We start from the raw sequence: 24,963 nt of genomic DNA on the forward strand, positions 1-24,963 counted from the left end.
ACAGGTCATAATGGAGTGAGCGGATACATATGGGAGTGTTATACATGAAGGAAAAAGAAAAACGGATTTTGGAAGCAGGCATGAAGCTATTCGCTCGTAAAGGCGTTATTGCGACGTCCATTCAGGAGATTGCTACCGAGAGTGGTATTTCTAAGGGCTCTTTCTATTTGTACTTTGAGTCGAAGGAAGCGTTGATGCTTGCTATTTTTAACTACTATTACGACCAAATACAAAACCGGATTACCGAAGTCGCTCTCCAATACGAGGAACCGAAGGAACGGTTTATCCAACAGTTGCGCATTCAATTGGAAGAAATCGCAAAGCATAAAGAGTTTATCGTCATCCACGCGCGTGAGCATGCCATCCCGTTCAATGCCGAGATCGCGAAGTTTATACATGCCATGCGTGAGGATGCTTTTACTTTTTACCATAGTCATCTGACAACCGTGTATGGAGAACGTGTAGAGCGCTATGCAACAGATTTGACGATGCTCCTACAGGGCATGCTTCATACGCTTTTGGAGATGATTATTTTACAAGAGGAAGAGCTGGACTTGCATGAGGCAGCAGCTTACCTCGTTCAGCGAGTGGAGCATTTGCTAGAAGGATTCGAGCGGACTGGGGAGAAGACCCTCTTCAAATTGTCCAGTACTAATATGATGTGTCTCTCACTAGGCGCTAGCCCGCAAGATCCTAAGCCGGCACTGCTGCGCGAGCTTCGAATCCTGCTAGACGAAGCATCCCTTACAGCTAATGACGAGCATCTTGTCGTCACACTGGAAGTGCTGCTCGAGGAGCTGTCAGCAAGCGAACCGCGCCAGCCGATCGTGGAAGGCATGCTTTACAACTTGAGGCATTATGACATGATGGAGAAGTTAGTCGAGTCTATCCGCACACTCTTTTGTACTTCTGCTGCTTCCCGTAGCCCCATCAAAAGCTGATAAACGAAGATCGCTCTTCAGATCAGATACACATCTAAAAAAGGTGAAGGAACAGCCTCAACGGACTGATTCCTTCACCTCGTATAGGATGGGGTCATATATACTGTTATGTAATATATGTTCTTAAGAGATATGTCCAATGATTTGCTCGGCAACCTCGTCAGCAGACTTCCCATTTGAATATATCATATGTTTGGCCAACGTCTTATTCGACTTATGCGTTATAAAATGTTCGTTCAGCTCTACTACAGCTGGATCATCAGTAACATGGCGTAATCTTTCATTTAATACCCTTACAGACTCTTCAACATCTTCGCTAGGGAGCAGCAAAAAAATATTCGCATACGGCTGCAACACAGCCTGTACCTGTTGTAGCAGCATCTCATCTTCATAGACAGAGTGTCCCCCGCCAAAGTCAATAATGTGATCAGGGAAGTCGTCTAGTATTCTTTTCACACAGTGAGCTTCAAAAGGCTTCCAATACTGATAAACACCTTTGAACCCCTCTTTCTCGCGGATTTCCTGCTGCTTGTCAGCACTGAACCCGATTTCTTTATAGTATTCAAAACGTATTTCATCAATTGAACGTTGAGGAATATTTAATTTGTTAGAGATGATTTCTGCCACTGTAGATTTCCCTGAGCAAATAGGACCAATTAAAATAATTGTTTTTTGCATGTACCATTTCTCCTTCACTCGTTGTCTGATTGTTGTGTTGTCACTAATATAAACAGTAACAAGCGCGAAATGTTACACTCCAATCAACACGATTTTAAGTTAGTAACTTAACGAAGAGAGGCGAAACCCTTTGATGTTGCATTATCAAGAATACGGTGATACGAGCGCTCCTTTTCTGATGCTATTTTTACATGGTGGTGGAGTGAGCAGTTGGATGTGGGATAAACAAGTTCAGTACTTCACCCATTATCATTGCATTGTACCCGACTTACCTGAACACGGAAAAAGTAACTCCGAAATTAAGTTTTCTATACAAGGTAGTGCAGCAGAATTAATAAAATTAGTCGAAGAAAAGGCAAGAGGAAAGCAAGTAGTTCTAATCGGATTTTCTTTAGGTTCACAAGTAATTATTCAAATGTTAAGTATGAAACCAGATATCATTGATTTTGCCATCATAAATAGTGCTCTAGTTAGACCTATTTCGTACGCTAAAAATTTGATTAAGTCTACGGTTAGATTATCATTTCCATTAATTAAAAATAGATGGTTCTCCAAACTTCAAGCAAAAACATTATATTTAAGTGCCGATCACTTTGAAAAATATTATGAAGAAAACTGCAACATAAAACCCGACACGCTTATTAGAGTATTAGAAGAAAATATGTCGTTTAAAATACCTAATGATTTTAGGAAAACAAACGGAAAAATACTGGTTACTGTAGGTGAGAAAGAAAAAGCCGTTATGAAAAAATCTGCAAAAGATATTGTTGCAACTAGCCCCAATTGTATTGGCGTAATTATACCTGAAATTGGACATGGATTCCCTTTAGCAATGCCTGACTTCTTTAATCAAATGGTAGCTACATGGATACATGAAGGTGGTTTACCAGAAGAATGCAAAATGATCATTTGATATTGGGTGCTACTGCTAAAGGGAGTTTCATTTAAGCTAAAAAGAAAAAACCACACCCTAAATAAGGACATGACTTCAATTCTGTCGATATTGTTTTGGGCTAGTTATCATTGTCATCTTGCATGGGACCCGAGATTCTTTCGTTCTTTCGTACTTCCGTGCTCTCTATCCAACTCAACACGCTTGCCTCGCTGCTAAATGCAAGGGCTGTCGAAATCATGATTTTAACTGCCTTCTCATTGCTTTCATTAAGGTATACTCGACAAAACTTTTCGTTATACGATGTTTCTCGTGGAACAATTGTCTAATTTCGTAACATCATGGTTCGCATCTTTAGCCTGCTCTTTCGCCTGTTGTTGCTGCGAGAACTCCTTTTGTGGCTGCTGTGCTGTATGTTGCATGACTGGCATTTTATTTAAAGGATAAGAAGATACGCTAGCTTGGGCTGACGCTGATGAAGACATCAATAGCAGCATTAACGATGACCATCCGACTACGCTCAATGATTGTTTCACTTATTAATCGCCTCCAGTATTCGGTCGTCTTACAAATAATATAACGACCGAACCTGAAGTCTAACTGAAATATCCGTAAAGATTCACTCATGTGTGAATGACTTGTCCGGCTGTCTCTCCTGTTCATTCTTAATACGTTTCCTTGATAGGCGCATCGCAGAGACGGAAGCTACTTACGACAAATCTTAATTCCAAAACCCACCGTCCGAATGGATGATTTGCCCCGTTATCCACTGAGCATCATCACTCGCCAAAAAACCAATTAACTTCGCCGCATCATCTGGCTGCCCTATTCTTCCCATCGGGAACTTCGGCAATAAGAATTGCTTAATGCTATCATCCATCCATCCCGAATCTGTTGGTCCAGGATCAACGGCATTAACAGTGATTTTTAATGAGGCAAGTTCTGCTGCCAAGGAAACAGTAAATGCTGAAATCGCGCCTTTGGTAGCCACGTATGCCAGATTTCCCGGCATTGGGCCTTTGTCTTGTCCGGAAACTAAATTAATAATTCGTCCGCCAGCACCTGTATTCAACCTCCGCGCAAACTCCACGGAGAGCATACAAGTCCCTACTATATTTACATCGCAATGAGCACGAAGAATGTCTGTACTTAGCGTTTGAAAGTCAACTTCTTCACAGTGAGTTGCGTTATTCACCAATATATTCGGTGTGCCTAGCAACTGTTGAACCTCATCTAACAAACGCACCGGAGATAACGAATTCGCTAAATCCAATTCCATAGATTCAACCCGAACCCCATATGTACGAAGTTCCGCAGAAAGTAGCGCTGGCCACTCATTTTCAGCACCATGCGGCTGATGTTGATCGTAATTACACCAGTACGTAAAAAAGACATCTGCTCCCTCGCTGGCAAGCGCACGCGCTATTGCGCTCCCTATTCCTTTACTGCGACTCACTCCTGTAATAATTGCGATCTTCCCTTGTAAACGTAAACGATTCATCTATTTATCCTCCTGTAAGTGGGAGGCGCAATGATATGGGTTAATGGACGATGCATACTCCCCATAAAAAAAGCGGACACAAAGGTGTCCGCGCGGGTTCTATAACTCATCAACCTTGCGTCCCTCGTAATGGTAAAAGAAAGCACACTACTCCCTTGGTTTGTCGGGCTAGTGTTCTATCCAATTGACACCATTACAAGATTCCTGCCATAGGTTGACTCTCCTTTCAAACATCTCCACAGCAATATTATCACCAGCCATGCTTGTGGTCAAATTTTCTTGGTAGCGCTTACTATAAAATTATAGTGACCGCCTTCAACTACTCATTTACAGCATCGCGGGAGGCCTCCCTCACCATATCGGGTACACAAACACCATTTTATCAGCCCAAAAAATCTGATCACGATACTTCTTTAGCTTAGGATCGATGTGCATATCCCTTCTGCGTTTATGTTCATTAAGCACCAGAACCAGATCAAATTCTTCTCCGTACAGATTAAGTACCTAAATATCTGTAATATGTGCGTTCCGGCTGCTCCCTTCGATCACTTTTTGCAAAAATGCATGACTTAAGCTCTTATGATTCGGATGCGTGTATATGGTTAAGACCTTCATTGTTTCCCCCATTACTTATCATTTGATAATTAGTTTGTTATCGTTTCAGTAAGAGGTTCGCCCTATGAAAAAAGAGGTCCTTTTCCAAAAAATTATGGCCTTCTCGGCTTCCGTGCATGGAGTGACACATGAATTGACTAGAAATATTAAGCCGGAGGACATTAGCAGGGCTTTGGATGTGCTTCAATCCAAAGTGTTTTTGTGCAGATAGGTGATTCTGTCACTATCAAGGGATCTGAACCAACATCAAAAGGCATTCCTACTGAGGGACTGCTTTCAGGCTGTCGATAAAGCCAAATCAGTTCTTAACGGTTGCCACAGTGGCTATATCACCAGATTTACCTCGTTTTGATTTCTAACGTTTATAGGTGAGCTTATTTCTCCAAATTCATTCAACATCCAGCTGTTTTCATCGTAATAAGCGCCATCATAACCGTTACATGTTGAATGGGCTCATATTCGCTGAAATAACAACTGTGGCGACCGTTAGGAGAGGAGGCACCGTGAATCAGCTGACCACCTACGGTTAGGGTACAAGGGATCAACTGACTATCAACCGATAAGTGCGAAGCTGCTTGCCGTTTTCTCAATGAAGAGAAACCCTCGTCCTAACAAACAGAGGTTTCTCGACAAGCTGAAGGCACTCCTACTGGGGGGTGCCCCGATTAATGCGAATACATTTCATAAAGCACGTGACATTTTTCCAAATGCTCAATTGAAAGAAGTATACTCACAGACCGAAAGCGGACAATTCATCAGTTTCTTATCGATAAACCAATGTTATATGGATGGAAAGTTGCATCGCCTTTTATCCGTTGGAAATCCATCCGACATTGCACAGTGGGGCCAGACACCTTTTGAAGTACGTATCGTTGATGAATCAGGTCATGAAGTCAAACAAGGAGATACAGGCGAAATTATTTACAGAGGCGAACAGATGATGCTTGGATACTGGAACAATGCTGAGGAAACGGAAAAAGCTATTCGCAATGGTTGGCTTTACACCGGGGATATAGGGAAATTTGATGAAGACGGCTATTTATATCTCTTGGATCGAAAAAAGGACATGATCATCGTAAACGGTTCAAATGTTTATTGTGCTCAAGTTGAAGAAATATTAAGTCAACACCCTCCAATTCACGAGGTAGCTGTAATTGGAACACCTCTGCCAGACGAAGGCGAAGAAGTAACTGCTATAGTCATCCTGAAAATAGATTCAACACTCACCCTTAGTGAGCTGGAACAGTTTTGCCTTCAACAAATAGCCGCTTATAAGATTCCTACCCGCCTAGAGATTGTAACTGACCTTGCTAGAACATCTGTTGGAAAGTTGGACAAAGCCACAATTAGAAAACAATTTTGGCAGGGAAAAACACGATTGATCAACTGATTTTGGTTGATTCCGAGGTGAATGAAGACTTGCCCATGGCGCACACATGCCACACCAATGTAAAAGCACATCGCCCAAAGCATTTAACGCTTGTGGCGATGTGTTTTTTATTTACTTACTACTACCAAGTCTAATGCCCAAATTACTCTTCGCCCGTCGCCACCGGGTTCTCCTTATACGACACCCAATCGCTCCAGCTACCCGCATATAGCTTTGCATCCGTATAGCCTGCTTGCCACAATGCAAGCACATTCGGGCAAGCCGTCACCCCGGAGCCGCAGTACACAATAATGTCCTGCCCCTCCGACTTAAGCCCTGTGCCATCTAGCACCGCCCGCCAACGCTCCGCCTGTGCCTCAGGCGCGAACCAGCGCCCACTATCGTCAAACCCATTGCGCCAAAACTCATTTTTAGCGCCTGGGATATGCCCCGCTACCGGATCGATCGGCTCCATCTCACCCAAATAACGCGGCTTCTCACGCGAATCAATGAGGACAACGCCCTCACGACCCAAGCTTTCCCGTACCTCATCCATATGTACGACCAGTTCCTCCCGAATCTGCGGCTCATATCGCCGCACCCGCACCTGAACCACCGTCTGCTCCGCCGTCACAGGATACCCAAGCTGCGCCCACTCACTAAACCCACCATCCATGATGTACACTTCTCCATCATGGCCCATATATTGCAGCAGCCACCATAGGCGGCTTGCCATGGCGCCCCCTTGGTCATCATATGCGATGACCGTCGTGTCACGGCCAATACCGCGCTCGCCAAGCGTCACTGCCAGCGCTTCCGGCTGCGGCAGCGGATGCCGACCGCCATGCTCCGCACGAGATGACGACAAATCGCGGTCTAGATCAAAATAGACCGCCCCCTCAATATGCCCCTCTTCGAACGCCTGCTGCCCACGCGCTGGCTCCCCTAGCCAAAAGCGGCAATCCGCAAGCACGAAATCATTTTCGCGATTCAAAATAAGTTCCTTTACTTCTTCCATCCCGATAATCCATGTACGCTGCGCCATTCATTACCCCTCCACTTTTTCAAAAGATTAAAAAGAATCAGAAGATAATCAACTTGTCCTTGAATGGACAATAATGACATAATAAAAATGTGTGATCACTTGCTATTACACTATTCTTTAAATCACCCGCCAGCATAACAACGAACAAAGGAGAATATGAATATGTCTAGCTCAAACGATAACACTCAAAATAAAGCGACTGATGCCGTAAACATCGCTCCCGCTACAACGATAACTTTCCCTGTCTACTCCATTACCGCCATGAGCGAACAAGATGCCGCTACTATCTGCACTTGGAAATATGAGCCGCCTTACGACTTATATAACTTCTCCCCATGGGAGGACATGCAAGCAGAAGGCGAAGAGTTCGGAGACCCTATGCTGCGCCAACAACAATATGTATCGGTACGCGATGAGGCTGGACAACTAGTCGGCTTTGCCCAATTTTTCCCGATGCTTGGTGTCACTCGTCTTGGACTCGGAATGCGGCCCGATCTAAAAAATAAAGGCAACGGCGCCGAATTCGTGCGCACCATCGTTGAAGAGGCGATCCGCCGTACACCTACGAATGAAATTGATTTAGAAGTACTAACTTGGAATGAACGTGCAACACACGTATATGAAAAAGTAGGTTTTGGTATAACCGATACGTATGAGCGCCCTACACCGTGTGGAACCGGAACGTTTCACTGCATGGTTTTTCAAAAATGAGGATGTTTATCGTTTAATGTTTACCTATTGTGAGGATTACAAATTACAAAATGCAAATTACAAAAAAGGAAATGCGGAATGTGAGTGCTGCCATACATGCCGTTCTCACATTCCAATCCATCTCCTCATTAAGACTCGTGTAGCTGTACAGTAGCAACCGTATCGCTTTCAACTACAATCTCAATTACATGAAACTGTGGATCGTATTGAACGCTCCCACTTCCAACAAACACGAGACGCTCTTGTCCTAAACCGTAGAACAAATCATCAGCCAGAGCTTCCAGTACTTCACCGCGCCCAGACTCACCAAGCTCTTCCCACTCTTCAGCCGTCATATCAAAGCTTGTATATCCATCAGGGATACGACCAACCGCTGCTGCTAACTCATCTAAAATAAGTTTGTAAGGTCTGCCAAACGAAATAGCCATGAATGCCGCTCGCTCCCTATCCAATATTGTTGTTTTATTGTATCATATTGAGGCAAATTATTTCCAAGTTCTTGAACCAACTTCAAAGAAGGAGCGTTTGCACATATGGAACTTACGATCGGTGAAGTCGCCAAATTTTCTACATATTCGATTCGAACTTTGCATTATTACGATGAGATCGGGCTGCTTACCCCATCAATCCGCACCGAAAGTCAGCACCGTCTTTACACCCAAAAGGATGTATTTAAGCTTCAACAAATTCAAGTTCTTAAGCAGTTAGGATTTAAACTAAAAGAAATTCAAGAAATCATGAAAAGTAGCGACAACGATTGGTCCCACACGATTTCCAACCAACTCCAATCGATTGAATTGCAGCAGAGCAAGTTAGAAATGATGAAAAAAGGGCTTATCGCGCTCCAGCAAACGATTGTCATCGAGGGAGAACTGAATTGGGAGATCTTGTTGCAATTGTTCAAAATGTCTTCCATCACAGCTGAGGAACGACAATCACTGGTTGACAGCTACTTTAATAACCATGAACAACAAATACTTAAACAAAATTTACCTACGATGGACGATCAGAAATGGATACGCGTGGTACAGGACATTAAGCAAATCCAACATCTTAAGCCCGATCATCCAGAGGTTCAGGCTATCATGGATACATTTATTGAGATGTCTGACGCGTTGTTCCAAGGCGATGAAGAACTAATGAAGAAATTTTGGGAAGTACGTAGAGACCAAGAACGGGCGAACCACATGAACTTGTACCCCTTTGAGCCAGAGCTTATTGCATTTATTGAACAAGCTCTTGAAGTGTGGGAGCAGCAAAATCCAGTTCCAGAGCCAGCTGCATCTATGTAAAAGTATTCATGAAGAATCATTAGCGGGGAACTCGACAAATCTCATCGTCATGCTCATCAGCTTGTCGCTGTTTCCCCGCCTACTCGTTATTTCAGTGTTAATTGCTCATCCCATACGAGCACTATAGATTTTTCTTTGTCACTCTCAAATGTAAGCGTAAATGTACCTTGCTCACCTTTCATTTCCTCATTATAATCAAAGCCCATCGTCCGTCCGTCCCCGCTGATGAAAAACCCTGGTGCTTCGCCTGTCGCGCCATTTTCACGAGCGATTTCATATGTATTGCGCACAGATAGCATATCACTTTTCCATTCCATTTCACTTAGCACGAACCCTTTGGGCAGCTTCTCTATCGAAAACCAAAACATATGATTGAGCGTTGGCGCATCCTGATCAATTTTAATTACGACCTCGTCAGCACTCACTCCATCGTTTTGCTTTATGTCTGTTGGGCTATTGACTTTAAATTTTTCAACTCCCTCTCCCGCTCTGTCTGCACCTATCTTTGCTGTGTCTGTTTCGTTGTGATTAGAAGAGCGAGAAGATTTGACCACTTCTGACTCCACCGTCTCTTTTGCAGGACTACACCCGCCTAATGCTACCACAACAAGCGCCATCAATAGAGCCTTCTGACTCCGAAACATCATTTCTCTCACCTCCACACGAAATGTAATTATGCACCTATATAGTAACAGACGTTGTAAAGAAACGAAATGTTCTGCAAAAAGTTATAAGAAATGTAATATTAATTTATTTTTTATTTTAATTTTCACAATTCACATCGTTTTAGCGCAGAACAAAAGGGAGTCGCTGAGCGCTCTCCCGATAAAAAATATTTTTCAATCCACAGATTGGCTGTTGCCGTGTTGAACATATTCAATAGAGCGCTGAGCTAGCATAGAGATCGCGGTATTTTCCATCGGCGGATTATGCAAGCCAAAACGTACATCACGGTACATCATTTGCAAGGGATGATCCATACGTAGACCATGAGCGCCCACGATCCGCATGGCCTTATCTACCGTAGACAACGCTGCTTGCACGACATGCGTCTTAACTGCTGCAATATCGGCAAATTTACTGGACGGCATATCAAGCCCGTTTGCCTCCCACTCCTCTGCCACACGATATAACAGATGGCGAGCTACTGTTAATTCAAGTTCGATTTCACCAAGAAGCTGTTGCACATGGGGAGCATGTATGACTGAGCCGTTCAGCGACGGTGGTGCATAGGAGAGTGCAAACTTAATTGCTTCTTCCTGAGCAGCTCCACCAATCCCTAAGTAACAGGCTGGGATGTGAAGCAAATAGGGATTGGGCTTACGGTAATCCTCTTGACTATACGTGTATAGTTTCGCCTCCTCAGACACCATCGCCCCCTCTAGCACGATGTCATGGCTTGCTGTGCCGCGCATCCCGATCATGTCCCACGTCCATTCCACAAGCACTCGTTCAGCATGATGCGGAACGAGAAATTCGGCCACTTCTTCTGTGCCTTCAATGGAAGCGGTCACGATGAACCACTCTAACATCGGCGCAAAGGTCGTAAACGTTTTGCGTCCCGTTATGCGGTAGCCACCTTCCGGCAACCGTTGCGCTGTTGTTCGCGGCTTGCCGCCACGCGATGGGCTGCCACCGCCAACTTCCATAGCTGCGCGATTAATGAGCGCGCCATCGCGAACGATACGTTGGCATACGTGCGCCATCGCAGTCTCCGGCCACAGCTGCTTCAGCGCCAAGTCATACACGATGCCGCCATGCCAGCCCATGCCAAGGGCTACCGCAGGGTTAGCGCGGGCTAGCCTCTCCTGAGCCGCAAGCCAGGTCGGTAGCGGCATGCCTTGGCCTCCGTATGCAGTCGGCACCGTCCATGAGGGGTAGCCCATTTCACGCAGCGCCTCCACATGATGTAGCGGCAAGCCATGCTGCTCATCTAATGCTTTCGCATCTTTCTTCATCACTTGGGCAATCCGTTCAATTTGCTGTAGCCCCGCAGCCGCCTTTGCACAATAATCCGTGACATGTGAAGATGACAGTGACGTCCTATCCGCCCTACGATTCTCGTTTGCGTACATAGCCCAACCACGCTCCTTACTCTCACCTGGCTTATTCTACGTTCGGTCTACACTATGAGTCTCTGTGCCATTCCATTGTCTGATCACTTTCCATTGATTCTATGCCATTCATCAACCTACAAGGCAGCAGCTAAATGAAACGGCCTCAATTGCTTAGGAGGCGTACCTTGCAGTAACCATTCGCCTAACAGGGGCCCAATCGCACTAGCGAATTTGAATCCATGGCCTGAGCCGCCACCTGCAAACCATATTCGCTCTTCTGTCGGATGACGATCAATCATAAAATGCTCATTTGGCGTTAATTCGTACAAACAAGCTGCTCCACCACTACATTCCCCTACCCTCGGGAACATCCGCTTCACGAAAGCATGCAACTCCCCTTCATCACTCGGATAAGTACCAAAAGGCGCTACAGGCTGATCCAACCCCCATGACTGACCGCGTTGATGATGCCCTACCTTCAAGCCTGAGCCTTGCAACGAAGGTATACCATAATACTCTGATCCTTCATGTTCATGCACAATAAATGACGGAAACTGCGCCGCATCGTGCAGCCCTTTCTGATCCTCGTACCAAGCAAATACGCGACGAGCTGCTTGTATCGGTAGCTGTAGCGCAGGCAGTAGCTGCGGCAAATACACACCCGCTGTTACAAGTACACGCCCTGCCTCGAATCGCTTATTGCCGCTCACAATTTGTACCCCACTCCGGCTGCTGTTTATTTGCTGCACCGGGTGATAAGGCAGAAATTGAGCTCCCGCACGAATAGCGAGTTGGATATATGCCTTAATAATTTGCTCGCTCAATAGCACCCCACCCCAAGGCTCGAACAGCACTTCACTGTCCTTGGGCAAGCTTAGGACGGGATATAGACGCTCCGTTTCATACTGATCCCAGCGCTGATACGGAATTTCATGTTGAAGGCAGCCCGCTTCCTTCTTCGCTAACGCATCATTATTACGTGCACCGATGCTAATCGTTCCTGTAGGCAGGAACAGACTCCCCTGACAATAGCCTCCCAGTATCTGCTCGGCATCCCGCTCCAACTCTAACCACCGTTCACGCGCAAGCTTCGCCAGCTCCACATAAGCTGACCCCATCGTATAGCCCGCTCGAAATATACGGGTAGCACCATGATGGCTCCCCCGTTCGTGTGGCGGGTAGTAAGCATCAAGCAGCAATACCTTCGCTCCTGCACGAGCTAAATGCGCACCTGCACTTGCTCCAAATGAACCCGCTCCGATGACAATGACATCATATTTAATGTCCATGACAAGCTCCTTTTTACGTATGGTTGTAACTTATTGAGGCGCATAGCGATTGACAACACTCACAGCCAGAAGAGAGCAAAGTCTTATATAATACACTATTCCGATCTAATTAGTTAACATTAGCGATATTTTAGGGCAACTTCCACACTTTGTCAACGGAATGAACATACAGCACATTCACCAATCACATTGCAATTTTCACTAAAAAATGAAGCCCATTTTGCCGATAAAAAAGGTATTGCATTAATGATTCGTGCATTCCGCTACAAATCGTCGAATGCAGGACGCAGGAAGCACCATTATACTCATGGATGAGGTGTAAATGGAAAGATGGAGAAATCGACTTTAATCGGATTAGTGCTTGCATTAATATCTGTCACCCTCGGGATGTATTTTAAGGGCGCAGCATTATCCAACCTTATTAATCCGGCTGCATATCTAATTATTTTTGTTGGTACAGCAGCCGCGCTCTTCATTGCATTCCCGATGAGAGAGCTGAAGAAATTCCCGACATTGATTGGCATGACATTCAAACAGCAAGAACTAGTAGACCGTGTACAACTAATCAAATTGTTTATGGAGTGGGCGACAATTACACGCCGCGAAGGATTGCTGGCGTTGGAGACGCGCATTGACGATATTGATGATGATTTTTTGCGCAACGGAATGCGGATGATCATTGACGGTAACGATCAGGACTTTGTACGTGACGTGTTAATGGAAGACATTCATGCGACAGAAGATCGCCACCGTGCAGGGGCTCTTATTTTTACTCAAGCAGGTACATATGCGCCTACCCTAGGTGTACTAGGAGCGGTTATCGGTCTAATTGCGGCACTATCGCAAATGTCCGACATGAACGCACTTGCTTCAGCAATCGCTGCTGCCTTCGTAGCTACATTATTGGGTATTTTCTCAGGGTACGTATTATGGCATCCTATTGCAAATAAACTGAAACGTTTGTCGCAGAGTGAGATTCTCATTCGCATGATGATGGTTGAAGGACTGTTGTCCATTCAATCCGGCGTTTCTACGATTGCTATCAATCAAAAACTTTCTGTCTTCTTAACACCAAAAGAACGCGCTGAAATGGGAACTGAGGAGGAGGTACGCAGTGAGTAAAAAGCGCAAGCAGCACCATGAAGAGCACATTGATGAATCGTGGCTCATTCCGTATGCTGATATTCTTACGCTGCTGCTCGCCCTCTTCATCGTGCTATACTCCATGCAGGCGGTGGATAAGAAGAAGTTCGAGGAAATGAGTCAAGCCTTTAGTGTCGCACTCAACACGGGTGGGGTTAATATTTTAGATCAGACGTCCGTCATTCGTACGGGTGGTCAAAAAGTAGAACAGATGGACGAAAGCAAAGATCACCGCTCCGATTCCCCGCAAAAGGAAAGAGAGCAGCACATGCGTCAAGCGCAACTTGAACAGCAGAAGCTGGAGCAGTTGCAACGCAAGTTGGATGAATATATTAAGAGCAACGGCTTAGCTGATCAATTGAATACGAAGCTCAATCACTCTGAGTTGAAGATTACAATTAACGACAGTGCCCTGTTTGATTCAGGGAAAGCTGACTTGAAGAACGATGCGAAGCAACTGGCGGTTACCATTGGATCGATGTTGAAGAACTACCCGGGCTATGAGGTCGTAGTAACGGGCCATACGGATGATCGTCCGATTTCCAATAGCCGCTTTGCATCGAACTGGGATTTGAGTTCGGCACGAGCGCTTAGCTTTATGAAGATTGTACTCGAACGCTCAGAAATTCACCCTAAGCTATTCAAAGCGGTTGGGATGGGTGAGTACCATCCGATTGCCGAGAATAAGACCGATGAGGGACGTTCGAAGAACCGTCGTGTTGAAGTCTCGATCCTTCGGAAGTACACAGACAAGAACGCTCCAGGGCAAGGCAGCAGCCTCCCTCGCGCAGTACAAGGCAGTGGCAGTGCCAAGCTAGAATCGCCAACGCCGTAACATAAACAAAAGAGGAAGCTTCAATCGCAGGCCATAGATGGCTTCCGCTTGAAGCTTCCTTTCGTTTGTGTAGATGAATCGAAGGACAACCTATTCTTTCTACTTCATTTTGTTTATGACGACTAGATCCCGTGATCTGGCCTGCGAATTGTCGATAGCTGGTAGCCTGATCGTCACTGAAGTTCCACAATCCTCTTCACTCATAATGTCGAACGTCCCCTTATGGTTATGAATAATACGTTGGCTTACCATCAACCCCAAACCGGTTCCCTTCTCTTTATTCGTAAAGAATGGATCTCCTAAGCGAGATAAATGGTCTTGCGGAATACCAATCCCATTATCCTCGATGACAATAATAACGTTGCCCTCATCACTGGAGTCGATGCTTAATTCAACTTTACCCCCGTCTGAAATAGCTTCCATCGCATTTTTTATGACGTTGATAAACACTTGCTTAAGCTGATTCTCCTCACATTCGACAAGCGGTACATCTTCGCTAAACCTTTTGACAAAGCCAATGTTCAGCAGATGCGCTTGGCTATCGAGTAAAGACATAACTTCACCCATAATAATCCGAACGTCTTTCGGTTGAAAACGTACGGCTTGTGGCTTCGCCAGAATCAGAAACTCACTGACAATAAGATTAATACGATCCAACTCTGACAGCATCATATTAACATGTCCGGAATTAAGGTGCTTTGTCTGCTGCTGTAATTGTAAAAATCCGCGTAATGTCGTTAACGGGTTGCGAATTTCATGCGCAACGCCCGCAGCAAGTTGACCTACCGTTGTCAACTTCTCAGAACGACGTAGCAGCTCCTCCATCCGTTTGCGACTCGTCATATCCCGAATAATGCTTGCCCACGCCACGCACTCTCCCCGCTCATTATAGATCGGTGACGTGCTTACACTAACGTCGAGCAGTCGACCATCTCTCGTTAAGCGGAGCGTTTCCCTTGCGCCTATGTTCTGGCCAGAACGCAACAATTGTTCTGCTTCCAGCTCCTCCTCCAGCACCTGTTCAGGTATGTTGGACAAAGGCATATCGAGCACATCTTCCATGCTCCAACCAAACATATCAACGAATGCCTGATTCACGCGCTGCACACGACCACTTAGGTCATTGACATGAATAGCATCATTCGATTGATTAATAAACGATTCCAGCTGCTCTTTGATCGTTCGATTTTCTTCATATAAAGTGCGCATTTTATCAGTGGACATATTTAAATTTCGAGCCATTGCATTGATGCGAGCTGCTAATATACCCAACTCATCTTTACGCTCTACGTTTAGTCGTGTACTAAAATGTCCGACGGAGATCATATTAACTTTTTGCACAATAGCTTGCACCGGTCGAATTAACATACCTGCTAACAAGTAACTTCCCACAAGTACGATCTCCAACAACACAATGCCCACCGCAATACTTTGCATTAACTGATCATGGAGAGTGGACGCTAAAGCTTGCCCATCCATCACAATCGTTAAGACGTAAGGCTTTTTATCTTGCATGCGATAAAATCCTTTGAGCACGTATCCACCGTCAACCTTGCATTCGACAAATACGCTCTCATTTGCCATCGCTTCATGGACATACTTCTTGTCCAAAGCATGTTCGTACTCATGGCTACCGTATAAAATAACACTATCCTCAGGTCTAATGATAGATTGTCCGTCACTACGCCTCGTTACTTTCGGACCTTTACCAATCGTCTGCGGATTAAAAGCCGTTATCTCCAATACGTTTGCTTGCGTCTCTTTCGTCTTTTCAGTTAGTTCTTTAATACGCTTTGTATCAAAAAACGACTGAATACTCTCATTACGAAGATAAGGATTAATAATATAGTTTCTTTTATGATCGTAGTAATATCCCCACTTATCGTTGTAGTCAGGATCGGAAGAAGATCTATCGATGGGCCCCGCCCAAAAGTTATGAAACTTTTGCCCTTCCGATACCGTCACTTGCCCGGTCTTTAAGAGCTGCTGAAAAGCAGTATACCAGTAACTCCACTTCTTTGTGGATAGACCCATTTCCTTACCGTCAGATGACTTTTTAACTACAATGTCTTGTCCATTGTCTACTTCACTAAGCAATGAGATATGTGAGATTCGAAGCTCCTTGCTCAGTTCGGTTAATTGTCCATCTCTGACATCTTCAATATCCGGTGGAAGTTTGGACGCAATATGTACAGACGCTACATAAAGCTTCTCAGCTAACTGCTCATCCAGCAATTGAGCAGCATGACGGGCTTGCTTAACAGAAATGTCAATCTGTTGCGCAGTCACACGCATACGTTGTTCAATTTCCTCAGTAAGCTTAGACTTCGTCGTATAGTAGTTGACAATCATATGCATTAATAGTGCAAGAAGCACCGTACAGGAGATAAAAATGGAAAGTTTCGCTTTAATGGAAAGACGCATGACTCACCTCTGCTAAGTGAATGTCCAAATAACTTGGATATAAGAGAAGCGGTAATAATAGTAAAGACGCCTCTGCAGAGTATTTGGTTTAAAATGGCACTTTAATTAGGATCATACTTCACTTCGAGTCGATTTGTCCATGCTTTTTGATGAATCGACATAAGATTTCGTGATTATAAACAATTTTAGATGAATAGTAACCTAAAGTTATTAACACACTGTGCACATATTGTGAACAGTCATGGATAAAATGTGCATAAGTCTGTGGATAAGCTCTGTTTTATCCACAAAAATGTACACAACATGTTAACAACGAATACATGTTCGGGGTACAAGGGCTAGGACGTCTTTTGGGCCTAGTGTATACTTAAAGAGAACTATAGAAAGGGGAAGTTGCCGTCGATGTCAGACTCAACGATTTCTCCAACAGGAGAACCAGAAACGTTATCGCATGAATATTGGATGCGATTTGCTATTGAAGAAGCGAAACAAGCGGAAGCGATCGGGGAAGTTCCGATTGGCGCCATTGTTGTCCACAATAATGAAATTATCGGGCGCGGTTACAACTTGCGTGAAACGACGCTCGATTCAACTGCGCATGCCGAAATGATCGCAATTCGCGAAGCGAGCGAGTCCCTACAATCGTGGCGGCTACTTAACTGTACACTTTACGTGACGTTAGAGCCTTGCCCCATGTGCGCAGGAGCTATCGTCCAATCTCGTGTACCGTACGTCGTTTACGGTACAACCGATCCGAAAGCAGGCTGTGTCGGAACACTTATGAATTTATTGCAGGAGTCCCGCTTTAATCACCGTTCGGAAGTCACAGATGGAATATTGCGCGAGGAATGCGCTGTATTACTAACTAACTTCTTTAGAAAATTACGCTTGAAGCGATCTGCTGTACTGCAAACGGAAGCTCCTACGACAGCTCATACGGAGCCTCATACGCAATCTCATTCGGAACCTCCCATACAATCGTAATCGTTATTAAACGTCGTGTTTCGTAAATGAGCACAGGAAAAGGATTAAGGAAACAAGGAACCAGAAGTTTTCCGTTTACTTCACTAATCCGCAAAAAAAGACCTACCCAAATGGGTAGGTCTTTCAACATTTTATCAAATAAAACTTAGAACATTGTTTGCAATTGCTCCAATGTAACTACATCTTTCGGAATGCCCAATTTAAACGTCGCTTTCTCGTTAACTTTGGACATTTCGTTTGTAACTTTCAACTTCAATTTTACTTCTTCGCCAGGAGTTCCGTTGTTAACTTCAGTATCAATTGCAACCGTTTGATGCACTGGATACTTATCTTTATTGATTGCTGTCGTAATGCTAAAATCGTTAATTTTTGCTTGCTTTTTGAACTTAGCTACATCTGCAGCAATAGTAGCTTCGCTTGCTTTCATTTCCGATTTCATTGTATCAATATCAGCTTGCTCGATTTTCAATAGTTTACGGTATTCTTCTTTCGCGAATACATCCACAGCTGCTGGTGCAACATCTTTCACGAAAGTATTAACCGCTTGCTCCAAGTTGTCGTTCGTAACCGTAAACTTAACGATTTGATTTGCGTCTACACTCTCAGGCAGAGCCGCATCTTTTTTCGCGATCTCTGTAAAGAATGCCTTCTCGTCGTATTTGCTCAAGAATACTTTAAACAATTCCGAAGTGAACTTCTGCAAGCTCTTTTGATCTTCTGGTGTAGGCATAGCTACAGGCTCGCCAGACAATTCAGCCAACTTCTTGTAGTCAACCTCGATGTACTTATTAACTAACTTTTCTGGGATAGGCAAGAATGCAATATTCGGAACCTTAACCCACATTTTCTCCGCTGTCATTACCATCGGCAACTTAAAGTTGATTGCCATGTCACCTTGCAAATTAATATCCAAAGTACCTTCCATTTGGAAAGGTTCCTTTTGATACACGCCATAGAAAGACAATTCCGCATTCTTCATGTAGTTAATAGCCATTTGGGATTGTGGATCATTCGCAACTGCATCTAACTTCATTTGCAAATCTTCAACCTTCAAGCCCATTTTAAACTCATAAGATGTCGCTTCAAGCGACTTATCAAACGATGCTTGCACAGCTTCCTTTGGATTCTGCTTTGATCCACAACCGGCAATAACCAGCGTAGCTGCAAGCATTACCGCTAACGTTCCTTTGTACCATTTCTTCATTCCGGTAAGCCTCCCACTCATGATGAAGTCAACTAAAGTTAACTAAATTTACCCATTACATATTACCCCAATCACGTTTGTATGGAAATAGTTCTTTAGTAATAATTACGCGACATTTTGTGTCGCTCTAGTCATTAAGGACCAATAAAGGACTAATATCACGAACTAGTGGATGTCCTTCTTCTTAAATCTTCCACCTTTTACATCATGGATATCGCCAATTGCCAAGAATGCTTGGTCATCCTGCTCCTCTACAATCGCCTTTAGTTTCGCTTCTTCAAGACGAGTAATAACCGTAAAAATGACCTTTTTCTCATCCCCAGAAAATCCACCTTCGCCATGCATGTACGTAACTCCACGCCCTAATCGGCTAAGTAGCGCATCCCCAATTGCTTTATGATTATCACTTATAATCCAGACTGCTTTTGAGTCATTCAGACCTTCTACCGTAATATCTATCATTTTGAACGCAATAAAGTATGCAATTAACGAGTACATGGCTTTATCCCATCCAAATACAAAGCCTGCGCTTGTTAAAATGAAGAGGTTGAAAAACATGACAATTTCGCCGACTGAAAATGGAGTCTTCTTATTCAGCAAAATGGCCACGATTTCCGTCCCATCCAGCGACCCCCCAAAACGTATAACAATACCGATACCGATACCGAGTACAATTCCCCCGAACACCGCAGCTAAAAACACGTCATCGACGAACGCGGGTGTGGAGTGCAGCAATTGTGTCCCTACTGACATCACGATAATACCTAGTAATGTGGATAATGCAAACGTCTTTCCAATCTGCTTATAACCTAGGACTAGAAACGGCAAGTTCAACACAAATAGGAATATACCAAGTGGCCAACCAGATAAGTGTGAACTAATAATTGAAATACCGGTAACTCCACCATCTATAATCTGGTTAGGAACGAGGAACAATTCAAGACCTACAGCCATCAACACTGCACCCACAATAATAAAGAACACACGGGTTAGCAAATTGCCAATGCCCATTTTGGAATGTTGCTTCGCAGCTGCATGAGCGCCATTCGTTGCAAAATGTTCATTTAAAGCCTGTTCTTGCAACCCTTCAGAAGGAACCTTCATCTCGCTTTGGGTTTGATTATGTTCAGACTGTGGAACGTCCTGATTGTCAGTCTGACTATTCGTTAGCTTGTTTTTCTCCAACTACTTCACCTCTCCTTATAAATTACTATCTGTTTATCCTTACTTACTTCTATTATACCGAATGCAAGCTCCTAATAGTTGGTTTTTCCGTAATTTTGTTTATAAAAAGTGCAAAACCCTCGCAATTCCTAACTGGCTCGTAAGGAATCACAAGGGTTCGCTGTTTTATCATTATCCTTGCGGATTGTTATGACTTACATGGTTTTTACTTTTCACTTTTTTGGAACCCGATAACGGCTCTTGAACAGCCCCTCGTTCATTGCCAGCACGGTGCCGCGTTGGTTGATCCGCTTCAGGTACAGGAATCGCTTTTGATTTTCCACTACTCATCGCAATCACATCCTCTTCATCCAGCGCCTAGGCGGTCGCTTTATTGCTACTTCTCTCTTTGCACTATAAATGCTCTAAATCCGTCGAGCTATCGTGATTTAGAGCGTCCTGATGACGACGATCGTTGCGATCCTGCTGTAGCTGTTGCGCTTGGTGACTATTGACCGCGCTTTGCGCTAAATCATCCACAACACCGCTTAAATTTTTATCTAAGCCTTGCTTTGCCTTCGTCATCTGATGTTCCTCCTGTTCGTAACCTTTATTGACTACCGTGATGCGTCAAATCATGCAATGCTTGCGCACATTCGTGAATATGGCGCGCATAATTTTGCGTAAGTTCCTGAATGATCGGCGTTCGCTCGTCTACGGTGCGCCCATCCCGCTCCACATCCACCAAGTCCAACCGCACTTCGCGCGAATCCACATATTTGCATTGAAAATCAAATGAATACAATTGACGCCCTGCCGTATCAATATGAATGCGCAGCCCATTAGGAACGCCTTCATCCGGCAGTACGGTTGCCTTATCACCTGCATCCAATAAGCACGGCAGCGTTTGCTGCCAAGCGGCTGCAAGCTGCGCTTGGTCGATCTGAATCGATTCGTCTCTATGCAATACCAACACCTCCACTTGTTCTGTTACAGTTTGCGGACGGGGTCGGCATTTTATACAAAAGAGCCATAGCAAACGGGACTAACCCCGCCGCTATGGCTCTTCACAATATTTTTAATTCCGCTTTCGCTATTAACTTAGCGTTTACCCGGATCGTACGGCTGACCGAGTGCTGCCGGTGCACTAGTGCGCTTGGATGTAAAGATAAGCACGATTAGTGTGAGCACATACGGAAGCATGTAGAACACTTCTGTCGGTACCTGCTTCGCAAATTCGAACAGCTGTACTTTATCCTTCAACGCTTGTGCCAAGCCGAAGAACAATGCTGCTCCCATCGCTCCGATTGGGTGCCAACGTCCGAAGATAACAGCCGCCAAGGCAATAAACCCTTGACCGGAAATCGTATTGAACGAGAAGCTGCTATTTGCAGTCAACGCGATAGTCGCGCCACCTAAGGAAGCGACCATACCGCCCACTAATACTGCTAAGAAGCGAAGACGGTTAACACGGATTCCCGCTGTGTCAGCTGATCCTGGATGCTCACCTACAGCACGCATCCGCAAACCAAGCGGTGTTTTAAACATTACAAAGTAAATAATTACGACGAGAATAAGTGCCACAATCGTCGTCGGGTACACTTGGAAAAATGCTACACCGAAAAACGGTAAATCCGACAAGAACGGAATGTTCGTCTTACCAAATACCTCAGTCAACATTGGCGTCTCCGCCGCTCCATCGAAAATGAGCTTAACTAAGAAGAACGTAGAGCTTGCTGCCAACATGTTGACGACGATTCCACTAATAACTTGATCCGCTTTAAAGCGAACTGAAGCAATTGCATGCATTAGCGCGAACAACAACGCGCACAATGGAGCACTTAGGAAGCCGATCCATGCCGACATCCCGCCTAGACCCGCTTGCTCCGCAAAGTAAGCAGTGACAGCAGCAGAAAATGCTCCCGCTACCATGAATCCTTCTAGACCGAGGTTAACTACCCCCGTACGTTCTGTGATTAATCCACCAAGCGCTGCGAATATAAGCGCAGTTGCAAATACGAACGTACCGTTAAGCAGAAACGCCATTGCTTCCATCAGCGCTCACCTCCTGTCGTTTGCGTGGCCAGCGTTTCAACACAAGGCGCAATATACCTGGCGCTGCGGCAAAGAAGATGATAATACTGATAACCATTCGAATAACTTCGCCTGGTACGTCAGCACCGAAACTCATACCTTGCGCACCGTACATCAGAGCACCGAATAATATTGCGGCAAGTAATACACCAAGTGCTGTGTTCATGCCGAGCAATGCAACGGCAATACCGTCAAAGCCAAGTCCTGATGTTGCTGGCGCGATAGCCAAATATTTAAATACGCCCAACACTTCGAATGTACCAACCATACCACCGAGCATACCGGAGATGAAGAAGGCACGAAGTGTTGTTTTCTTTACGGAAATACCTGCGTAATGTGCTGCATGCTTATTGGAGCCTACTGCACGCATTTCATAGCCCCACTTCGTTTTATTAATAAAGAAGTAGTAGCCTATTACAGCAATCATCGCGATGGCAAAGCCCCAGTGAACGCGAGCTCCGTCCATCCAAGCTGTTAGTCGATCTAGCGAAATGCTTGCTGAGTCCTGAATCATTTTAGAACGTCCTGCACCTGGCTCCTCCATAAGGGTACGAATCACAATATGGCTCAAGTAAAGCGCAGTCCAGTTCAACATAATACACGTAATAACTTCATTAATGCCGCGGCTTGTCTTCAGCCATGCTACGAGCATGCCCCACAATCCGCCCAACACCGTACCTGCAAGCAAGGAAACGATTCCGTGCAATACAGGTGGCAAGTTCACGAAGTGCCCTACAACGATTGCTCCTATGGAACCCATTACGATTTGACCTTCAACCCCGATATTGAACATACCTGAACGGAAGGCAATCGCAACAGCAAGACCTGTCATAATAAGCGGTACAATAACGCCTAAAGCTTCACCCACATCATACTTTGATCCAAAAAGTTTCAATAAGAGTGATTCGTAAGCAAGCAATGGATCATATCCACCAGCTAACATTACCACCGCACCAATGATCAAACCGATAATGATAGATAAGACCGAAATCCATACCGACTCCTGCTTGAGCAGAGCCAACCAACCGGATGACGACTTGCCTGTTTGTGCATGGTTAGCCATGAGTCACCCCCCTTTCCGTCTTACCAGCCATCATAAGTCCAAGCTCTTGCTCTGTAGTCGCTTGTGGTGTCGTCTCGCCAACGACCTGACCGTTAAATACAACGAGTATACGATCAGCCACGTTCATAATTTCTTCAAGCTCGAACGATACGAGCAGTACGGCTTTACCTTCGTCGCGCTCTTTAATGAGCTGACGATGTACGAATGAAATCGCGCCGACATCCAGACCGCGAGTTGGTTGAGCCGCGATAATAAACTGCGGCTTGCGTTCGATCTCTCGGGCAATAATAATTTTTTGCTGATTGCCCCCAGACAGCGAACGCGCCAACACCTCTGTGCCAGGCGTACGAATGTCATACTGTTTGATCATTTCTTCCGTATACTTGCGAATCGCATCGTGCTGTAGCAAGCCGCCTTTGCTCCACCGTGAAGTGAAGTACGATTTCAGCACCATATTCTCGGTGACCGAGAAATCGAGCACTAGACCGTGTTTATGACGGTCCTGCGGGATATGGCTGACTCCTCTCTCAGCAACCTCACGCGGATTCATATTTGCCAAGGACGTTCCTTGCAAACGAATATCTCCTTTTTGCTGCGGACGCATGCCGCTAATCGCCTCGATGAGCTCCGTCTGTCCATTGCCATCTACACCAGCAATACCGACAATCTCACCCGCTCGTACTTGGAACGACATCCCTTTAACCGCATCGTGGCCTTGCTCATCCTTCACCCACAGATCTTTGATATCGATCATGACGTCTTTCGGTGTAGCCTCAGCCTTATCAACTGTCAATTTCACCGACTGACCAACCATTTTTTCAGCCAATGCTTGTGGTGTCGTATCTGCCACGTTAACAGTGCCGATAACCTTACCACGGCGAATGACCGTACAACGATCAGCCACTTCCATAATTTCTTTCAATTTGTGCGTAATAATGATGATCGATTTACCCTCACTAGCCAGTCGCTTCAAAATGATTAGCAATTCGCTAATTTCTTGCGGCGTCAATACAGCCGTAGGCTCATCGAATATAAGAATGTCCGCTCCGCGGTACAATATTTTCATGATTTCAACCCGCTGCTGCATCCCAACAGAGATTGTTTCGACGCGTGAATGCGGTTGCAAATTGAGCTTATACAAATCAGACAATTCTTGAATACGCTTAGCAGCCGATTTTTGATCCAACTGCAAGCCCCGCTTCGTTTCCATACCGAGAATAATATTCTCTGTCACTGTAAACGGCGGCACAAGCTTAAAGTGCTGGTGAACCATCCCGATACCTAGCTCAATTGCCGTACTCGGCGTATCCATTTTTACCGACTTACCATTTACCCAAATCTCACCCTCAGAAGGTTGATAAAGACCAAATACCATATTCATCAATGTCGATTTACCTGCGCCGTTCTCACCCAATAAGGCAAGTATTTCACCTTTGCGCAATTCAAGATCAATATGATCATTTGCAATAATTCCGGGGAATCGCTTCGTTAGTCCTTTTAACTCTAAGACGGTCTGTTGCTGTTCTTTCATGATCTTCCCTCCCCATCAAAATGAACCTGTAACCACACCTATATTTCTCTGTGTCACTATCAATTGTCTTGTTCATCTCTCTATTCGTTAAGACTGTACATTTGAAAAGTAGTTGTCTGGATGAAAGTCCC

The 24,963-nt window shown here is 44.9% G+C and carries 26 protein-coding genes and 1 pseudogene; 8 read left to right on the forward strand and 19 right to left on the reverse strand.

All coding sequences use genetic code 11. The features are described 5' to 3' along the window. The first annotated feature begins 44 nt into the window (after positions 1–44). Entirely contained in the window at positions 45–941 is an 897-nt protein-coding gene (locus KIK04_RS09710) for a TetR/AcrR family transcriptional regulator (protein ID WP_232278043.1), read from the forward strand. 123 nt (positions 942–1,064) lie between these two features. On the opposite strand, the gene KIK04_RS09715 is transcribed toward KIK04_RS09710, so the two are convergent. Beyond that, a complete protein-coding gene (locus KIK04_RS09715) occupies positions 1,065–1,619 on the reverse strand; it encodes a shikimate kinase (RefSeq protein WP_232278044.1) in 555 nt (184 codons plus the stop codon). Between the two features lie 130 nt (positions 1,620–1,749). Here KIK04_RS09715 and KIK04_RS09720 point away from each other — a divergent pair, with 130 nt between their 5' ends. Continuing rightward, the gene (locus KIK04_RS09720; RefSeq protein WP_232278045.1) at positions 1,750–2,532 is read left to right on the forward strand and encodes an alpha/beta fold hydrolase; all 783 of its coding nucleotides are present in this window, start codon (positions 1,750–1,752) and stop codon (positions 2,530–2,532) included. Positions 2,533–2,807: 275 nt separating this feature from the next. Here KIK04_RS09720 and KIK04_RS09725 read toward each other — a convergent pair whose 3' ends face one another. The 4 genes and pseudogenes from KIK04_RS09725 to KIK04_RS09740 form a co-directional block, all read right to left on the reverse strand. Next, positions 2,808–3,047 carry a hypothetical protein gene (locus KIK04_RS09725; protein ID WP_232278046.1) on the reverse strand — a complete coding sequence of 80 codons (240 nt, stop codon included), beginning with the start codon at positions 3,045–3,047 and terminating at the stop codon, positions 2,808–2,810. A gap of 185 nt (positions 3,048–3,232) precedes the next feature. Beyond that, entirely contained in the window at positions 3,233–4,012 is a 780-nt protein-coding gene (locus KIK04_RS09730) for an SDR family oxidoreductase (protein ID WP_232278047.1), read from the reverse strand. 354 nt (positions 4,013–4,366) lie between these two features. Then, positions 4,367–4,627: pseudogene (locus KIK04_RS09735) on the reverse strand (NAD(P)H-dependent oxidoreductase); the annotation flags it as partial. Positions 4,628–5,019: 392 nt separating this feature from the next. Further along, entirely contained in the window at positions 5,020–5,217 is a 198-nt protein-coding gene (locus KIK04_RS09740; RefSeq protein ID WP_232278048.1) for a hypothetical protein, read from the reverse strand. Between KIK04_RS09740 and KIK04_RS09745 the strand changes: the two genes are divergently transcribed. Then, on the forward strand, positions 5,217–6,017 hold the full coding sequence (locus tag KIK04_RS09745) for a class I adenylate-forming enzyme family protein (protein WP_232278049.1): 801 nt from the start codon (positions 5,217–5,219) through the stop codon (positions 6,015–6,017). The two genes, KIK04_RS09740 and KIK04_RS09745, sit on opposite strands and share 1 nt — an antisense overlap. A 142-nt stretch (positions 6,018–6,159) precedes the next feature. On the opposite strand, the gene KIK04_RS09750 is transcribed toward KIK04_RS09745, so the two are convergent. Further along, a complete protein-coding gene (locus KIK04_RS09750; protein WP_232278050.1) occupies positions 6,160–7,041 on the reverse strand; it encodes a sulfurtransferase in 882 nt (293 codons plus the stop codon). Positions 7,042–7,302: 261 nt separating this feature from the next. Here KIK04_RS09750 and KIK04_RS09755 point away from each other — a divergent pair, with 261 nt between their 5' ends. Continuing rightward, on the forward strand, positions 7,303–7,752 hold the full coding sequence (locus KIK04_RS09755; protein WP_232278672.1) for a GNAT family N-acetyltransferase: 450 nt from the start codon (positions 7,303–7,305) through the stop codon (positions 7,750–7,752). Positions 7,753–7,880: 128 nt separating this feature from the next. On the opposite strand, the gene KIK04_RS09760 is transcribed toward KIK04_RS09755, so the two are convergent. Continuing rightward, positions 7,881–8,180, reverse strand: a complete 300-nt coding sequence (locus tag KIK04_RS09760) for a hypothetical protein (protein ID WP_232278051.1) — start codon at positions 8,178–8,180, stop codon at positions 7,881–7,883. 105 nt (positions 8,181–8,285) lie between these two features. On the opposite strand from KIK04_RS09760, the gene KIK04_RS09765 reads away from it, so the two are divergent. Beyond that, entirely contained in the window at positions 8,286–9,044 is a 759-nt protein-coding gene (locus KIK04_RS09765) for a MerR family transcriptional regulator (RefSeq protein ID WP_232278052.1), read from the forward strand. A gap of 86 nt (positions 9,045–9,130) precedes the next feature. Here the strand turns inward: KIK04_RS09765 and KIK04_RS09770 are convergent, their stop codons facing one another. The 3 genes from KIK04_RS09770 to solA all read right to left on the reverse strand — a co-directional run bounded on the left by KIK04_RS09770 (position 9,131) and on the right by solA (position 12,390). Next, positions 9,131–9,691 (reverse strand): hypothetical protein, encoded by a 561-nt coding sequence (locus tag KIK04_RS09770; RefSeq protein ID WP_232278053.1) that lies wholly within the window; start codon positions 9,689–9,691, stop codon positions 9,131–9,133. Between the two features lie 192 nt (positions 9,692–9,883). After that, positions 9,884–11,119, reverse strand: coding sequence for an acyl-CoA dehydrogenase family protein (locus KIK04_RS09775; protein WP_232278054.1), 1,236 nt, complete (start codon positions 11,117–11,119; stop codon positions 9,884–9,886). Positions 11,120–11,235: 116 nt separating this feature from the next. Beyond that, on the reverse strand, positions 11,236–12,390 hold the full coding sequence (solA, locus tag KIK04_RS09780; RefSeq protein ID WP_232278055.1) for an N-methyl-L-tryptophan oxidase: 1,155 nt from the start codon (positions 12,388–12,390) through the stop codon (positions 11,236–11,238). Between the two features lie 330 nt (positions 12,391–12,720). On the opposite strand from solA, the gene motA reads away from it, so the two are divergent. Further along, complete coding sequence (motA, locus tag KIK04_RS09785) at positions 12,721–13,512, forward strand: flagellar motor stator protein MotA (RefSeq protein WP_232278056.1); 792 nt, start codon at positions 12,721–12,723, stop codon at positions 13,510–13,512. Then, positions 13,505–14,368, forward strand: a complete 864-nt coding sequence (locus KIK04_RS09790; protein WP_232278057.1) for a flagellar motor protein MotB — start codon at positions 13,505–13,507, stop codon at positions 14,366–14,368. The genes motA and KIK04_RS09790 overlap by 8 nt, the downstream gene beginning before the upstream one ends. Before the next feature lie 99 nt (positions 14,369–14,467). Here KIK04_RS09790 and KIK04_RS09795 read toward each other — a convergent pair whose 3' ends face one another. Then, the gene (locus tag KIK04_RS09795; protein ID WP_232278058.1) at positions 14,468–16,792 is read right to left on the reverse strand and encodes an ATP-binding protein; all 2,325 of its coding nucleotides are present in this window, start codon (positions 16,790–16,792) and stop codon (positions 14,468–14,470) included. A gap of 402 nt (positions 16,793–17,194) precedes the next feature. Here KIK04_RS09795 and tadA point away from each other — a divergent pair, with 402 nt between their 5' ends. Next, positions 17,195–17,776, forward strand: a complete 582-nt coding sequence (tadA, locus tag KIK04_RS09800) for a tRNA adenosine(34) deaminase TadA (RefSeq protein ID WP_232278059.1) — start codon at positions 17,195–17,197, stop codon at positions 17,774–17,776. 145 nt (positions 17,777–17,921) lie between these two features. Here tadA and KIK04_RS09805 read toward each other — a convergent pair whose 3' ends face one another. The 8 genes from KIK04_RS09805 to KIK04_RS09840 all read right to left on the reverse strand — a co-directional run bounded on the left by KIK04_RS09805 (position 17,922) and on the right by KIK04_RS09840 (position 24,832). Beyond that, positions 17,922–18,980 carry a hypothetical protein gene (locus KIK04_RS09805; RefSeq protein WP_232278060.1) on the reverse strand — a complete coding sequence of 353 codons (1,059 nt, stop codon included), beginning with the start codon at positions 18,978–18,980 and terminating at the stop codon, positions 17,922–17,924. A 165-nt stretch (positions 18,981–19,145) separates the two neighbouring features. Beyond that, positions 19,146–19,991 (reverse strand): YitT family protein, encoded by an 846-nt coding sequence (locus KIK04_RS09810; RefSeq protein ID WP_232278673.1) that lies wholly within the window; start codon positions 19,989–19,991, stop codon positions 19,146–19,148. A 345-nt stretch (positions 19,992–20,336) separates the two neighbouring features. Then, positions 20,337–20,495: a small acid-soluble spore protein P gene (locus KIK04_RS09815; protein WP_232278061.1), complete on the reverse strand. Its 159-nt coding sequence runs from the start codon at positions 20,493–20,495 to the stop codon at positions 20,337–20,339. 63 nt (positions 20,496–20,558) lie between these two features. Further along, complete coding sequence (locus tag KIK04_RS09820; protein WP_232278062.1) at positions 20,559–20,729, reverse strand: hypothetical protein; 171 nt, start codon at positions 20,727–20,729, stop codon at positions 20,559–20,561. A gap of 25 nt (positions 20,730–20,754) precedes the next feature. Further along, complete coding sequence (locus KIK04_RS09825) at positions 20,755–21,111, reverse strand: hypothetical protein (RefSeq protein WP_232278063.1); 357 nt, start codon at positions 21,109–21,111, stop codon at positions 20,755–20,757. 134 nt (positions 21,112–21,245) lie between these two features. Further along, positions 21,246–22,199 carry an ABC transporter permease gene (locus tag KIK04_RS09830; protein WP_232278064.1) on the reverse strand — a complete coding sequence of 318 codons (954 nt, stop codon included), beginning with the start codon at positions 22,197–22,199 and terminating at the stop codon, positions 21,246–21,248. After that, entirely contained in the window at positions 22,174–23,301 is a 1,128-nt protein-coding gene (locus tag KIK04_RS09835) for an ABC transporter permease (protein WP_232278065.1), read from the reverse strand. The genes KIK04_RS09830 and KIK04_RS09835 overlap by 26 nt, the downstream gene beginning before the upstream one ends. Next, positions 23,294–24,832, reverse strand: coding sequence for an ABC transporter ATP-binding protein (locus tag KIK04_RS09840; protein WP_232278066.1), 1,539 nt, complete (start codon positions 24,830–24,832; stop codon positions 23,294–23,296). The genes KIK04_RS09835 and KIK04_RS09840 overlap by 8 nt, the downstream gene beginning before the upstream one ends. Between the last annotated feature and the right edge of the window lie 131 nt (positions 24,833–24,963).

This window comes from Paenibacillus sp. 481, from assembly GCF_021223605.1.
Taxonomy (GTDB): Bacteria; Bacillota; Bacilli; order Paenibacillales; family Paenibacillaceae; genus Paenibacillus_B.

Excerpts from the sequence above, each read along its gene's own strand:
- KIK04_RS09710 (WP_232278043.1), top strand. The coding sequence starts at position 45 with ATGAAGGAAAAAGAAAAACGGATTTTGGAAGCAGGCATGAAGCTATTC.
- KIK04_RS09715 (WP_232278044.1), bottom strand. The coding sequence starts at position 1,619 with ATGCAAAAAACAATTATTTTAATTGGTCCTATTTGCTCAGGGAAATCT.
- KIK04_RS09730 (WP_232278047.1), bottom strand. The coding sequence starts at position 4,012 with ATGAATCGTTTACGTTTACAAGGGAAGATCGCAATTATTACAGGAGTG.
- KIK04_RS09745 (WP_232278049.1), top strand. The coding sequence starts at position 5,217 with ATGAAGAGAAACCCTCGTCCTAACAAACAGAGGTTTCTCGACAAGCTG.
- KIK04_RS09750 (WP_232278050.1), bottom strand. The coding sequence starts at position 7,041 with ATGGCGCAGCGTACATGGATTATCGGGATGGAAGAAGTAAAGGAACTT.
- KIK04_RS09755 (WP_232278672.1), top strand. The coding sequence starts at position 7,303 with ATGAGCGAACAAGATGCCGCTACTATCTGCACTTGGAAATATGAGCCG.
- KIK04_RS09760 (WP_232278051.1), bottom strand. The coding sequence starts at position 8,180 with ATGGCTATTTCGTTTGGCAGACCTTACAAACTTATTTTAGATGAGTTA.
- KIK04_RS09765 (WP_232278052.1), top strand. The coding sequence starts at position 8,286 with ATGGAACTTACGATCGGTGAAGTCGCCAAATTTTCTACATATTCGATT.
- KIK04_RS09770 (WP_232278053.1), bottom strand. The coding sequence starts at position 9,691 with ATGATGTTTCGGAGTCAGAAGGCTCTATTGATGGCGCTTGTTGTGGTA.
- KIK04_RS09775 (WP_232278054.1), bottom strand. The coding sequence starts at position 11,119 with ATGTACGCAAACGAGAATCGTAGGGCGGATAGGACGTCACTGTCATCT.
- solA (WP_232278055.1), bottom strand. The coding sequence starts at position 12,390 with ATGGACATTAAATATGATGTCATTGTCATCGGAGCGGGTTCATTTGGA.
- motA (WP_232278056.1), top strand. The coding sequence starts at position 12,721 with ATGGAGAAATCGACTTTAATCGGATTAGTGCTTGCATTAATATCTGTC.
- KIK04_RS09795 (WP_232278058.1), bottom strand. The coding sequence starts at position 16,792 with ATGCGTCTTTCCATTAAAGCGAAACTTTCCATTTTTATCTCCTGTACG.
- tadA (WP_232278059.1), top strand. The coding sequence starts at position 17,195 with ATGTCAGACTCAACGATTTCTCCAACAGGAGAACCAGAAACGTTATCG.
- KIK04_RS09805 (WP_232278060.1), bottom strand. The coding sequence starts at position 18,980 with ATGAAGAAATGGTACAAAGGAACGTTAGCGGTAATGCTTGCAGCTACG.
- KIK04_RS09810 (WP_232278673.1), bottom strand. The coding sequence starts at position 19,991 with ATGGGCATTGGCAATTTGCTAACCCGTGTGTTCTTTATTATTGTGGGT.
- KIK04_RS09815 (WP_232278061.1), bottom strand. The coding sequence starts at position 20,495 with ATGAGTAGTGGAAAATCAAAAGCGATTCCTGTACCTGAAGCGGATCAA.
- KIK04_RS09820 (WP_232278062.1), bottom strand. The coding sequence starts at position 20,729 with ATGACGAAGGCAAAGCAAGGCTTAGATAAAAATTTAAGCGGTGTTGTG.
- KIK04_RS09830 (WP_232278064.1), bottom strand. The coding sequence starts at position 22,199 with ATGGAAGCAATGGCGTTTCTGCTTAACGGTACGTTCGTATTTGCAACT.
- KIK04_RS09835 (WP_232278065.1), bottom strand. The coding sequence starts at position 23,301 with ATGGCTAACCATGCACAAACAGGCAAGTCGTCATCCGGTTGGTTGGCT.
- KIK04_RS09840 (WP_232278066.1), bottom strand. The coding sequence starts at position 24,832 with ATGAAAGAACAGCAACAGACCGTCTTAGAGTTAAAAGGACTAACGAAG.